The organism is Mesorhizobium monacense (genome assembly GCF_056781675.1).
The window spans coordinates 4,961,717-4,974,595 of record NZ_CM165567.1 but is presented as its reverse complement, the minus strand read 5'-3'; the positions used below and the strand labels follow the sequence as shown (position 1 = coordinate 4,974,595).

The following is a 12,879-nucleotide window of genomic DNA, read 5'->3' as shown; positions in this document are numbered from 1 at the left end:
TACAACTGAGATTACTTCAGTTCGTCGGCCTTGATGTAGCCGGAGTTGACGACCAGCGCCTGGTAGTTCGACTTGTCGACGTCATGCGGCGTCAGCAGGATCGAGGGAACGACCTTGACGTCGTTGTTGTAGGTCTTTTCGTCGAGGCCGTCAGGCTTGCCGCCAGAGAGCACCTTGTCGACCAGCTGCACGGTCGCCTTGGCCAGTTCGCGGGTGTCCTTGAACACGGTCGAGTACTGCTCGCCCGAGATGATCAGCTTGACCGAGGCGGTCTCGGCGTCCTGGCCGGTCACGATCGGCCAAGGCTGAGCGTCCGTGCCGTAGCCGACGGCGCGCAGCGAAGCGGTGATGCCGCGCGACAGGCCGTCATAGGGCGACAGAACGCCATCGACGCGGCTGCCGTCCGAGTAGTTTGCGGAGAGCAGATTGTCCATGCGCGCCTGGGCGGTGGCGGCGAGCCAGCGCAGTGTGCCGACCTTGTCCATGCCGGTCTGGCCGGACTTGATCTTGATCGAGCCGTCGTCGATCAGCGGCTGCAGGACGGATATCGCACCATTGTAGAAGAAGAACGCATTGTTGTCGTCGGGCGAGCCGCCGAACAGTTCGACGTTCCACGGCTTGGTGTTCGGGAAGCGCTCCTTGAGGCCCTTGACCAGGGAATTGGCCTGAATCACGCCGACGCCAAAATTGTCGAAGGTGGTGTAGTAGTCGACATTGGCGGTCTTCTTGATCAGGCGGTCATAGGCGACGACGACGACGCCCGCGTCAGCGGCCTTCTGCAGCGCGTCCGACAGCGTGGTGCCGTCGATCGAGGCAATGATCAGCGCCTTCGGGCCCTTGGTGATTTCGTTTTCCAGCTGGCTGAGCTGGTTCGGAATGTCGTCCTGCGCGTATTGCAGGTCGACGGTGTAGCCGAGAGCCTCGAGCTGGGACTTCACGGCATCGCCGTCATTGATCCAGCGCTGCGAGGTCTTGGTCGGCATCAGCACGCCGACCAGGCCTTCGCCTGCATGCGCAGGCAGCGCCATGGCCGCGATGCCAAGGGCCGCCACGGCGGCCAGTGTCTTGATGATTTTCACAGTAACTCTCCCTGGTTGATGGACGCGACACCTCGGGGCTTCGCGGGCCGCGCAGTCGAGCAGAAGCGCAACCGCGCTGCTGTCGTCTATCGATCTCCGGTATCCTCCCAATCGGCCCCGGGACGCTGATTTTCAATCGATACGATTTTCCTCGTCATCGACTGGCACGCCCCAGGACGCGCGAAGGGTGTGTCCCTTTGACATAACTGTCAAATGCGATCTTTGATGATTGCTATACCGAAACTGATATGTGATTGAAAACAGATCGATCCTTCGACGGGAACAGGCGACAATCATGGCGGCATTGCGGAATCCTTCTGGAATTTCCGGTAGTTACGACGAGCTGCCGGGCGACGGCGAAACCCTTCTGCGCAGCGGCCTGAGCCTGCGCCATATGCGCATGATCGCAGCGCTCGACGATCACGGCCGGGTGAGTGCGGCCGCGCAGGTGATGAACATCTCGCAGCCCGCCGCCTCGCGCATGATCGCCGAGATGGAGGCGGTGCTCGACGTCAAGCTTTGCGAAAGGCTGCCGCGCGGCATCACGCTGACGCCCTACGGCAAGGCGCTGGCCAGGCGCGCGCGCTCGATCCTGCTTGAGATGCGCGAGGCCGACCGCGAGATATCCGAGCTCAAGGCGGGCAAGGGCGGTTCGGTGTTCCTCGGCGCGGTGACGGCGCCGGCGATCGAGCTGGCGGTGCCGGCGATCCGCGAGATCCGCCGCATCTATCCGCGAATCGAGATCACCATGCAGGTCGAGACCTCCAACGTGCTGGCGCGCGAGCTGATCGCCACGCGCCATGATTTCATCATCGCCCGCATCCCCGACGACCTCAATCCGCGGCTGTTCGAATCGCGCGTCATCGGCGTCGAAAAGGCCTGCCTGATCGTGCGCCGCGGCCATCCGCTGAGCATGGGCAAGGCGGTGCGGCTGGAGGACACCGCCGCCTATGACTGGGTCTTCCAGTCGGGCGGCTCGCCGCTGCGCCAGGCGATGGAAAGCAATTTCCTGAACCGCAACATCGCGCTCCCGGACCGTATCCTCAACACCAGTTCGCTGTTGCTCACCCTGGTCATGGTCGCCCAGTCCGACGCCATCGCGCCGGTGTCGATCCAGGTGGCGAAATTCATCCAGAGCCCGGAGGGGTTGGCCGGCGCCATCGACGTCGTCCAGACCGAGTTCGACATCGAGGTCAGGCCTTACAGCCTGATCACGGTCAAGAACCGCGTGCTGTCGCCGGCAGCCAAGATGCTGCACGATTTCATTCTGCGGGAAGTTGGGTGACGGCTGGAGCGGGTAGAGGGAATCGAACCCTCGCGTTCAGCTTGGGAAGCTGACAAGCTACCATTACATCATACCCGCGCGGCACCCTCGTTACCATGATGGCAGGGCCTCGGGCAATCGTCAAAGCACCTTGTCTGGATGCCGCTGCGCGTCGCTGGCCGCCGAAGATCACCTTCTCAGCGCGTAGATCCCGACGCGTCGGCACAGCCGTTGCTCAGCTCATGCTAGATGGCGTAGAGACATAGCGGGGTTCCGGTCTCGACCGGGCAAGATATCTGGGCGGGCTCGCCGGCGTCAGCGATGCGCGGGCCATCGGGGGCATTGCTTTTGCGGATTGTCTGGTTCCATTCCGACACCCGTCCGTGCGAGACGGCGATCTATCCCGGCGTCGCGCCAGCCCTCACCCGGGGCGCCCGGCCGTTCAGCCGGATAGGCCGGGGACGGCTCGATTTCAAAACCGGGACGCCGCAATGACGTCCGTCGAGCCTGTCGTCAATTCCCTGTGGATAGGCTCCTCGCTGGGCAACGTGCACGCCGCCTGTCTGCGCTCCTTCGTGCTGGCGGGACACCGCGTGCTGCTTCACTGCTATGATGTTCCGGGCAACGTGCCGCCAGGCGTGGAAACGGTCGACGCTTCCAGGCTGATGCCCAGGGAGCGCATCGTGTACTACAGGTCGAACGGAAGCCCGGCGCTGTTTGCCAATCTCTACCGGCTGAAGATCCTCGAGGCCGGCATGGGGGTGTACGTCGATTGCGACATGTTCTGCCTCAGGCCGATACCCATGCAGGATTACATCTTCGGCTACCAGACAAACAGCGAGATCAACAACGCCGTGCTGAAATTGCCTGTCGGCAGCATGACGCTGCTCGAGGCGCTGAAGATGACCGAGGATCCCTATTACATCGCGCCGTGGCTGAGCCGCGAGAAGCGCTTGTGGTACCGGTCGCGCAAGGCAATAGGCCTGCCGATACATATTTCCCGCTATGACTGGGGCCAATTGGGACCGAAGGCGATCACCCATCTCGCCAAGGCGGCAGGCGTCATGCATCACGCGGCGCCGATCGACGTCTTCTATCCCGTCCTCCATACCCAGGTCACGATGTTCCTCGATCCCGGTCTTTCCCTCGCCGATATCGGCACGCCGCGCACACTCTGCATCCATTTGTTCGACCAGATACTGAAGAAATGGATGAAAGGGCGCCCGATTCCGGCGAGCTCTCCCTTGGGCCAGATGCTCGACCGCTGCGGCCTGTCGCTTGAAGGCAGCACCTGATGTCCTTGCGTGTAATCGGCGCGCCATAGGCCATGCAGCTTGATGCCGGATCGGCAAATGCGTATTTCTGCACCGCAGCCCCGAATCCGGGCACCTCAATCGGGAGACAGACCTTGTCGGCATTGACGCGCTTTCTCGGAGACTCGCCGCTCAGGGTGCTGATCAAACTGCTGGTGGTGTCGTTCCTCGTCGGCCTGGTCATGAACGCCTTCGGCTGGTCGCCGATGGATGTTTTCTACGGCATCCGCAAATTCTTCGTCGACCTGTGGAACCTTGGCTTCCACGCCATCGATCGCTTCCTCGGTTATATCCTGCTGGGTGCGGCGATCGTCGTGCCGGCCTTTATCCTGATCAGGATCGCCAACTACCGCAAATAGCTCAGGCGTAACCGGAGGCCACCTCGAACAGGATGGCGTGGCGCGCGGCCAATGTGGCCACGTCGGTCGAATAGCCGCCGCCGATGACGCCGCAGAGCGGAATGCCGAGCGCGCGAAAATGGCCGATCACCATCTCGTCGCGAGCGCGCAGACCATAGTCGCTGAGGGCGAGCCGTCCCAGCCGGTCCTCGGCATGGACGTCGACGCCTGCATTGTAGAAGACGATGTCCCAGCGCGCTTGCGCGGAGAGCTCCGGCAGGATGCTAACCAGCCGTTCCAGATAGGCGGCGTCGCCGGTGCCATCCGGTAGGGCGATGTCGAGGTCCGAAGCGATCTTGCGCGCCGGATAGTTGCGCTCGCCATGCACGGAAAAGGTGAACGCGCGTGGTTCATCTTTCAGAATATCCGCCGTGCCGTCGCCTTGATGCACGTCGAGATCCACGATCAGGATGCTTCGTGCCGCACCTTCGGCCAGCAGCACCAGCGAGGCGACAGCGACGTCATTGAAGGTGCAGAAGCCGGCGCCTTGCGCGCGCCGCGCATGATGGCTGCCGCCGGCGGCGTTGCAGGCAATGCCGTGCTGCAAGGCGAGCCGCGCCGCCAGCACCGTGCCGCCTGCTGCGAACTGCGCCCTCAGCGAAACGCGCGGGCCGACCGGAAAGCCGATCTCTCGCTCGATTTTTTCGGGCACTTCGCAGGCCAGCACCTGCTCGACATAGTCAGGCGCATGCGCAAGCTTCAGCCAGGATGCCGGCGCCGGGTCGGGCAAGTTCGCCGCATCCGGGCGCGCCAGCCCGCGCGAACGCAGAGCTTCCATCAGCAGCGGATACTTGCTCATCGGGAAGCGGTGGTTGACGGCAAAGCCGGCGTCGTAGTCGGGGTGATGGACGATCTGCAGCGACATGATGTGGGGCGGCCTGCGCCAGTGCTGGAATTCGGTTGGCCGCCATTGGTTGGCGATTGCGTAGCATCGCGAAACTGGGGCACATCGGCTGTCCGATCAAGCCGCAATCAGCAAGGCAGCACTCCTTTGGATGCGACCCAAGCCAACGCTAGAGCCTTCGTCGTCACCAACCGCTCGGTGCTCGCCATCGCGGTGCCGATGACACTTGCCTATCTGACGACGCCGTTGCTCGGCATCGTCGATACGGCGGTGATCGGGCAGTTCGGCGATGCAGCCCTGCTCGGCGGCCTGGCGGCGGGTGCGCTGCGTCGTCTTCACCACCTTCAATTTCCTGCGTTCCGGCACCACCGGCCTCGTCGCCCAGGCTTTTGGACGCGGCGACGATCTGGAGGAACAGGCGGTATTCTGGCGCGCTGTGCTGATCGCGGTCGTCGCCGGCATCGCATTTGCAGCACTTGCGCCATTGATCGCCATTGCCGGACAAAAGTTCATGGGCGCCGAACCGCGCGTCAGCGAGGCAATGGCCGTCTATATCCGCATCAGATTGCTCGCAGCGCCGTTCTCGCTGATCAACTACGCCATTCTGGGCTACGTGCTGGGGCGCGGCGAAGGCGGACTGGGACTGATGCTGCAGGCGGTGCTGAACGGCATCAACATCGTGCTCTGCATCCTGCTCGGACTCGAACTCGGCTGGGGCGTCACAGGTGTCGCATGGGCGACCGTCACCGGCGAGTTCCTTGCCATGCTGCTTGGGCTGGCGATCGTCATCAGGCGGCCGCACCCCGGCTGCCACGCCATCGCATCTTCGACATGACGGCATTCCGGCACATGCTGTCGCTCAACCGCGACATCATGATCCGCTCGTTTTCGCTGCTCGCCGCCTTTGCGCTGTTCACCCGCCAGGGCGCGCAGTTCGGCACGGTGACGCTGGCCGCCAATGCCGTGCTGATGAACTTCTTCCTCATCGCAGGCTATTTCCTCGACGGTTTCGCCACCGCCGCCGAACAGCTTGCGGGACGGGCCATCGGCGCGCGCGCCGCCGCGCCCTTCCACCGGGCGGTGCGGTTGACCCTGTTCTGGGGCTTCGGGCTGGCGGGAGCGGCGACGCTTGTCCTGCTCACGGGCGGTGCCGGTCTGGTCGCTCTGGTCACCACGTCGCAGGATGTTCGCGCCGTCGCCGACACCTATCTGCCCTGGGCGGCCTTCACTGCGCTCAGCGGCGTGCTGGCCTTCCAGATGGACGGGGTCTTCATCGGCGCAACCTGGTCGCGCGATATGCGCAACATGATGCTTTTGTCGTTTCTCGCCTTCAGCGCCGCGCTGCTCACTTTGGCGCCGGCCTTCGGCAACAATGGCCTGTGGGCGGCACTGCACGTTTTCCTGCTGGTGCGCGGCTTCAGCCTGCTGGCGATTTTGCGGCTGCGGGTGCGGACCGCCTTTTAGAGCGGCTTCGACGCCCATTTGTCGAGGCTGATGTCGCGCAGCGCCCGGATCGATGTGAGGCGTTCTCTGTCGGCAAAACGGATCATGCCGGAGAGAATGCGGCCGGGCAGTGCAGGGCCGGCATAGATCATGCCGGTGTAGAGCTGGACGAGATCGGCGCCGGCGCGAATTTTCTCCAGCGCCGTCTCAGCGGAATCGACGCCGCCGACGCCTATGATGGCGCGGTCTGGTCCGAGCAGTTTGCGCATCTTCGCCAGCACGATGGTCGAGCGCTCGAACAGCGGCTTTCCCGAAAGCCCGCCGGCCTCGCCGGCGACACTGGCGCTGCGCAGCGCCGGCCGTGAAATGGTGGTGTTGGAGACGATGACGCCGTCCAGTTGCTTGTCGGTGACCTCGGCCGCGATGTCTTCCAGCTCGGCCTCGACCAGATCCGGTGCAATCTTGAGGAAGACAGGCGGATTCGCCGGAGCTACCGCCCGCGCGGCCATCACGCGGGACAAAAGTTCGCCGAGCTGCTCGCGCGCCTGCATGTTGCGCAAGCCCGGCGTATTCGGCGAGGAGATGTTGACCGTCAGATAGCTGGCGTATTGGGCAAACCGGGCCACGCCGCGTTCGTAGTCGCCGATACGGTCGGCGCTGTCCTTGTTGGCGCCGATGTTGACGCCGACGATGCCGCTACGGCCCTTGCGCGCGGCAAGGCGCTTTTCCGCAGCCGCATGGCCCTCATTGTTGAAGCCCAGCCGGTTGATCACCGCTTCATCCGCCGTCAGCCGAAAGATGCGCGGTTTCGGGTTGCCCGCCTGCGGCAGTGGCGTCACCGTGCCGACCTCGGCGAAGCCGAAGCCGAAGCCAAGCAGCGCGTCCGGCACCTCGGCGTTCTTGTCATAGCCCGCGGCCATGCCGAGCGGATTCGGGAAATCGATCCGGCAAACACTGACTTTCAGTCGTTCATCTCGTGGCGGCCGCCCGGCAACCGGCAGGCCGCATCGCAGCGCGGCGATCGACAGCCCGTGGGCTGCTTCCGGATCGAACGTGAACAGCAGTTTTTGGCCAATCCGGTCGAGCACGCTCATTCGGCCTCCAGCGCCGGGAATTGGTGCAGGCCGTCAGTGCCGAGCGGCAGCGGACGGACCCAGATTACCGCCTCGAGATCCAGCGGGGCGTAGAGGTGCGGGAACAGCGCGCCGCCGCGCGACACCTCGTATTTCAGCGCATCGCCGAGCCGGTTCCCATCAATGGCGATCAGCAAAAGGTCGGTCTGGCCGGCGAAGTGTTTGGCCGCCGTCTCCCGCACCTGCGCGGCGGTGGAGAAGTGGATGAAGCCGTCGGCGATATCGATCGGCGCACCGGCAAAACAGCCGTTTTTCTCGGCCTCGCGCCACAAGGCTTCGGGCGCGATCTTGTAGATAATCTGAGACATGGTTGCGCTATAGTCCGAACCGATCATGCGGGGAAGGGCAACTCTTCCCCATTTACGGCGCAAACCTGTGATAGGGTGCGTCTACTGGCTCGTGGAGGTTGAACATGCGTCTGCAGCACATACTGATCCCCGCCGCACTCGTCTCGTTGGTCGCGGCGTCGGCCTGGTCCGAGGAGACCGACCGCTACAAACTGGAAAAGTCGGCCAACGGCTATGTCCGCATGGACACCCAGACCGGCGCCATGTCGATCTGCGAGGAGCGCGCCGGCCAGCTCGTCTGCAAAATGGCGGCCGACGAACGCGCCGCCTTCCAGGACGAGGTCGACCGATTGCAGACTTCGATGAAGGCTATGGACGAGCGCGTCACCAGGCTCGAGAACTCGCTGTCCGCCCGCCTCGAATCGAAGCTCCCCAGCGAGGAGGATTTCAACAAGACGATGAGCTATATGGAGCGCTTCCTGCGCGGCTTCATGGGCATCGTCAAGGATATGGAAAAGGACGACGGCGCCCAGCTCAACTCGCAAAAGACCTGAGTTGGCCCAAGCATTTTGCCGCCAAATGGAATCATTTTGCGTCCGCATAAATGTGGCAGAACAGGCGATTGGAGCGGGTCGGCGGTTCTATCAAAACCTGAACCGCTCCAAGGAAAAATCCGAGTCAGGGCTTTGCCGCTTGAAAACAGGGCGCATCACCGCATAATCGTTCCGGTCCCGTAAAAGCAGTCAATCAGCAGCGGGATTTGGGGAGGACGATTTGCCGTCGGGCTACACGTTCGTCATCGCCGACGACCATCCGCTTTTCCGCGGCGCCCTGAAAGAGGCGCTTGCGGGCATCGGCGATGTCGCCGCCATTCACGAAGCCGGCGATTTCGAAAGCGCCAAGGCGTTGGTCGTGGCCAATGAGGATGTCGACATGGTGCTGCTCGACCTGTCGATGCCGGGCGCCAGCGGCCTCTCCGGCCTGATCTCGCTACGCGGTGTTCACCCGGCCGTGCCGCTGGTCGTGGTGTCGGCGCATGACGACCCGGTGACCATTCGGCGCGCGCTCGATCTCGGCGCCTCGGGCTTCATCTCCAAATCGGCCAGCATGGAGGAGATCCGCGGCGCCGTGCAGTCGGTGCTGGCCGGCGACATAGCGGCGCCCGTCGGCATCGATCTCGGCGTCGAGCGCGACCCCGAAATATCGGACCTGATCAAGCGCCTGCAGGCGCTGACACCGCAGCAGACGCGCGTGCTCGGCATGCTGGCGGAAGGACTGCTCAACAAGCAGATCGCCTACGAACTCGGCGTCTCCGAAGCCACGATCAAGGCCCATGTCTCGGCCATTCTGCAGAAACTCGGCGTCGACAGCCGCACCCAGGCGGTGATCCAGCTGGCCAAGATCGGCGGCGATCCGCTGCAGGCTGCAGGCTGACCCTGGATACGGGTCGGATTATTCGGCCGCCGATGCCAGCGGCCTGACCCTGGCCATCATCGACCGCAGCACGGCCGGTTTCAGCGGCTTGTTGATCACCGGCACATCAAGCCCGCCGGCAGCAGTGCGGACCTCTCTGGAGCGGTCGGCAGTGACCAGAACGGCCGGCAAGTCATGGCCGTGAATTGACCGCAACGTCTCGATGGCACCCAGTCCGGTGCCGCCGTCGAGATGGTAGTCCGCAAGCACGATATCCGGCCGGCGCATGCCGGATGCCGCCTCGACACCCGTGACGGTGTCGACGCTGCAGCCCCAGCCTTCGAGCAGCAGCCGCATCCCGTCGAGGATGCGGGCGTCGTTGTCGATGCAGAGTACACGCAATCCGGCCAGCGAATTCGTCGCGCGCACTGGCGTCTTCGCCTCGACTTCGCGTCGGGGCGCCTCGGCCGCCACAATCGGCAGGATCACGGAAAAGCGCGTGCCCTTGCCCGGGTTGGAAAAGATCCGGATTTCGAGCCTCAGCACGCGAGCGATGCGGTCGACGATGGAGAGGCCGAGGCCGAGGCCTTCGGCTTCGCGCGCGCCTTCGTCGAGCCGGGTGAATTCGTGGAACACCGTGTTCAGCTTGTCGCCGGCGATGCCGATGCCAGTGTCGATCACCTGGATTTCGGCCAGCTCTCCGCGCCGCCGCACGCCGACCAGGATGCGCCCGTGGCGGGTGTATTTGATGGCGTTGGAGATGAGGTTCTGGATCAGCCGGCGCAACAAATTGCGGTCCGTCATCACGGAGAGCGACGACGGCATGATGGTCAGGCCGAGCTTCTTTTCGGCGGCGAGCGGCCGGAAATCGTTGCCGATCTGGCGCAGCAGCCCGTCCAGGCTGAAGGCGGTGTCGTCCGGCTTCATTGCGCCCGCATCAAGGCGGGAAATGTCGAGCACGGCGCCCAAAATGGTCTCGACCGATTCCAGCGAGGATTCGATGTTGACCGCCGCCTTGCCGGCTGGACCCTTGCCGGCCTTTTCGATCAGCGACGAGCAATAGAGGCGTGCGGCATTCAGCGGCTGCAGGATGTCGTGGCCGGCGGCGGCAAGGAAGCGCGTCTTACCGAGATTGGCCTCCTCGGCCAGCATCTGCGCCTGCGCCAGCTCCTCATTGACGCGTGTCAGTTCGATGGTGCGCGTCTTGACCCGCTGCTCAAGCGATTCATTGGCCCGCTTCAGCGCCAGATCCTGTTCGACGCGCCCGGAAATGTCGGCATAGGTGGCGACGATGCCGCCGTCAGGCATCGGGTTGGAGCGTAGCTCCAGGATGCGGCCGCTGGTCTTCAGCTCCATCTGCCACGGGCTGACGAAGCTGGTCAGGCGGTTGAGCATCGCCACCCGCTGGTCGGACGGAATGTCGCCGCGCTGCGCGAGATGGTGCAGGATGCGGTCGAGCGAGACGCCGACCTGGCCCATCTCGTCGGGCAGGTCGAACAGCGCCCGGTACTGGCGGTTCCAGCAGATCAGGCGGAAATCCCGGTCGAAGACGGTGATGCCTTGTTCCATCTGGTCGAGCGCGATCTGCAGCAGGTCGCGGTTGTGCTGCAGCGCCTCGGTGGCGTCGTCGAGCAGGCGAAAGGCATCCTTGGATTCGCGGTCGTTGCGGCGGAAAAGCAGCGACAGAATCAGCCGCGCCGACGAGGAACCGACGGCGCTCGCCAGCAATTGCTCGGAAAAACGGATGACGTCCATGCTCGCCTGCTCGTTGCCGTGCAGCGTGGTGCCGTTGGTCTTTTCGAAGGACTGGAAGGAGCGCTCGGTGCGCTCGACACCGAGATAGCGCGAGATCGTGTCCTTGAGGTCGTTGACGGTGATGGCGGTGCGGAAGCGGCGCAGGCTGGGCATCGGGCCAGCCTCGCGCGGCACGAAGATCGAGGCCTGAATGCGTTCCAGCGGCACAGACGCTCGGGACAGCGAGCCTAGGACAAAGAACACCGCGTTGATCGACAGGCTCCACAGCACGCCGTGGTTCAACGGTTCGGCAACGGTGCCGAACAGAGCCTGCGGCCGCAAAGCCTCGAAGCCGAACAGGCCGTGGACGAGAATGTCGGCATCGGGTGAGGCAAGCGAGGGCAAAAGCAGGGTGTAGCCCCAAAGGAGGATGCCGGCGACCATGCCGAGCGCCGCGCCCCTGCCATTGGCGCCGCGCCAGATCAACCCGCCGATCAGCGCCGGCGCGAACTGGGCGATGGCCGCGAACGACATCAGGCCGATCGAGGACAGCCGCGCGCTGTTGGTGCTCTCGCGATAGTAGAGGAAGGCGATGAACAGCATGACGAAGATCGCGCCGCGCCGGACATTGAGGATCAGCGACGACCAGTCTTCGCTCTCGGAGGTGGTGGTCTTGAGCAAGCGGCGCACGAACAGCGGGATCACGAGGTCGTTTGAAATCATGATCGACAGCGCCACGCTTTCGACGATGACCATGGCGGTCGCCGCCGACAGGCCGCCGATGAAGGCGGCCATGGCCAGCACATCATGGCCGCTGAACAGCGGCAGCGACAGCACATAGAGGTCGCTGCTGGTCCTGGTCCCGACCAGCGACAGTCCGGCGAAAGCTATCGGCAGCACGAACAGGTTGATCGCGACGAGATAGAGCGGAAACACCCAGGTCGCGGTGCGCAGTTCCGCCTCGCCGCGGTTCTCGACGATGGTGACGTAGAACTGGCGCGGCAGCATGATGATGGCAAAGCCGCTGAGGCACGTCAGCACCAGCCAGGTGGCCAAAGAGGTGTTGTAGCCCATCGCCTGCCGCACTTCGCCATTCTCAGCGAGCTTGTCGAACATGTCGCCCGGTCCGCCGAAGATCAGGAAGGTCACCATCAGGCCGATCGCCAGGAAGGCGGCGAGCTTGACCACGGTTTCCACGGCCACCGCGAGCACCAGGCCGTCCTGGTGCTCGGTGGCATCGGCATGGCGGGTGCCGAACAGCACCGCAAACAGCGCCAGCAGCATAGCTACGACCAGCGAGATGTCGCTGACGAACGGATCGAAGGAGGGTGGCGATCCCGTGTAGTGCTCGACCATCAGGCTGACCGAGCCGGAGATCGCCTTCAATTGCAGCGCGATATAGGGCACCGCGCCGATGGTCGCGATCAGCGTGGCGATCGCCGCCACGGTGAAGCTCTTGCCATAGCGGGCGCCGAGGAAGTCGGCGATCGAGGTGATCTTCTCGGTCTTGGCCAGCCTGACGATGCGGTTGAGCAGCGGGAAGCCGAACACGAACACCAGCACCGGGCCGGTATAGATGCCGAGGAATTCGAGGCCGCGTTCGGAGGACAGGCCGACCGAGCCGAAGAAGGTCCAGGAGGTGCAGTAGATGGCGAGGCTGAGCGCATAGATGAACGGACGGGCGCGGTCAGACCCTGCCGTTGCCGAGCGCCGGTCGCCAAGGCTGGCGATGACGAACAGCAGCGTCACATATGCGATCGCGATGATGACGATGAACCAGCCCTGCACGGCCCGAAAGTCCTCCTGGTACAGACGCAATCACAGCTTGGAGGTCGAGTCCATCGCGGCTTTCGGCGCATGGCGCCCGGGTTTGTCAGCGTATTCGGCCAATGACCCAAGGTAAGGCGAAACCGGTGCCTTTGCCATTTTCCCCGTTTTGCAACCAAGGGTTTTTGTTATGGTGGATGCGGG

Annotated in this window: 10 protein-coding genes, 1 tRNA gene and 1 pseudogene; 6 read left to right on the top strand and 6 right to left on the bottom strand. The window is 63.8% G+C overall.

From position 1 onward, the window contains the following. Nucleotides 1–11 precede the first annotated feature (11 nt). Nucleotides 12–1,079 (bottom strand): multiple monosaccharide ABC transporter substrate-binding protein, encoded by a 1,068-nt coding sequence (chvE, locus tag AC1RUK_RS23865; protein WP_481840126.1) that lies wholly within the window; start codon nucleotides 1,077–1,079, stop codon nucleotides 12–14. Between the two features lie 295 nt (nucleotides 1,080–1,374). On the opposite strand from chvE, the gene AC1RUK_RS23860 reads away from it, so the two are divergent. Then, entirely contained in the window at nucleotides 1,375–2,364 is a 990-nt protein-coding gene (locus AC1RUK_RS23860) for a LysR family transcriptional regulator (protein WP_436170769.1), read from the top strand. A 4-nt stretch (nucleotides 2,365–2,368) separates the two neighbouring features. On the opposite strand, the gene AC1RUK_RS23855 is transcribed toward AC1RUK_RS23860, so the two are convergent. Beyond that, nucleotides 2,369–2,442, bottom strand: a tRNA-Gly gene (locus AC1RUK_RS23855). Nucleotides 2,443–2,834: 392 nt separating this feature from the next. Between AC1RUK_RS23855 and AC1RUK_RS23850 the strand changes: the two genes are divergently transcribed. Continuing rightward, entirely contained in the window at nucleotides 2,835–3,638 is an 804-nt protein-coding gene (locus tag AC1RUK_RS23850; protein ID WP_481838681.1) for a glycosyltransferase family 32 protein, read from the top strand. A gap of 113 nt (nucleotides 3,639–3,751) precedes the next feature. After that, nucleotides 3,752–4,015 carry a DUF6460 domain-containing protein gene (locus tag AC1RUK_RS23845; protein WP_006204546.1) on the top strand — a complete coding sequence of 88 codons (264 nt, stop codon included), beginning with the start codon at nucleotides 3,752–3,754 and terminating at the stop codon, nucleotides 4,013–4,015. 1 nt (nucleotide 4,016) lies between these two features. Here the strand turns inward: AC1RUK_RS23845 and AC1RUK_RS23840 are convergent, their stop codons facing one another. After that, nucleotides 4,017–4,919: a histone deacetylase family protein gene (locus AC1RUK_RS23840; protein WP_481838682.1), complete on the bottom strand. Its 903-nt coding sequence runs from the start codon at nucleotides 4,917–4,919 to the stop codon at nucleotides 4,017–4,019. Between the two features lie 198 nt (nucleotides 4,920–5,117). On the opposite strand from AC1RUK_RS23840, the pseudogene AC1RUK_RS23835 reads away from it, so the two are divergent. Continuing rightward, nucleotides 5,118–6,362 (top strand): annotated as a pseudogene (locus AC1RUK_RS23835) (MATE family efflux transporter). Here the strand turns inward: AC1RUK_RS23835 and AC1RUK_RS23830 are convergent. Continuing rightward, a complete protein-coding gene (locus AC1RUK_RS23830; protein WP_481838683.1) occupies nucleotides 6,359–7,435 on the bottom strand; it encodes a quinone-dependent dihydroorotate dehydrogenase in 1,077 nt (358 codons plus the stop codon). The pseudogene AC1RUK_RS23835 and the gene AC1RUK_RS23830 sit on opposite strands and share 4 nt — an antisense overlap. Beyond that, complete coding sequence (locus AC1RUK_RS23825; protein ID WP_481839412.1) at nucleotides 7,432–7,782, bottom strand: DUF952 domain-containing protein; 351 nt, start codon at nucleotides 7,780–7,782, stop codon at nucleotides 7,432–7,434. The genes AC1RUK_RS23830 and AC1RUK_RS23825 overlap by 4 nt, the downstream gene beginning before the upstream one ends. A gap of 104 nt (nucleotides 7,783–7,886) precedes the next feature. Between AC1RUK_RS23825 and AC1RUK_RS23820 the strand changes: the two genes are divergently transcribed. Together AC1RUK_RS23820 and AC1RUK_RS23815 are read left to right on the top strand one after the other, a co-directional pair. Next, nucleotides 7,887–8,315: a hypothetical protein gene (locus AC1RUK_RS23820; RefSeq protein ID WP_481838684.1), complete on the top strand. Its 429-nt coding sequence runs from the start codon at nucleotides 7,887–7,889 to the stop codon at nucleotides 8,313–8,315. 220 nt (nucleotides 8,316–8,535) lie between these two features. Continuing rightward, nucleotides 8,536–9,195, top strand: a complete 660-nt coding sequence (locus AC1RUK_RS23815; RefSeq protein WP_481838685.1) for a response regulator transcription factor — start codon at nucleotides 8,536–8,538, stop codon at nucleotides 9,193–9,195. 18 nt (nucleotides 9,196–9,213) lie between these two features. Here AC1RUK_RS23815 and AC1RUK_RS23810 read toward each other — a convergent pair whose 3' ends face one another. Beyond that, complete coding sequence (locus AC1RUK_RS23810; RefSeq protein WP_481838686.1) at nucleotides 9,214–12,696, bottom strand: PAS domain-containing hybrid sensor histidine kinase/response regulator; 3,483 nt, start codon at nucleotides 12,694–12,696, stop codon at nucleotides 9,214–9,216. Nucleotides 12,697–12,879 lie beyond the last annotated feature (183 nt).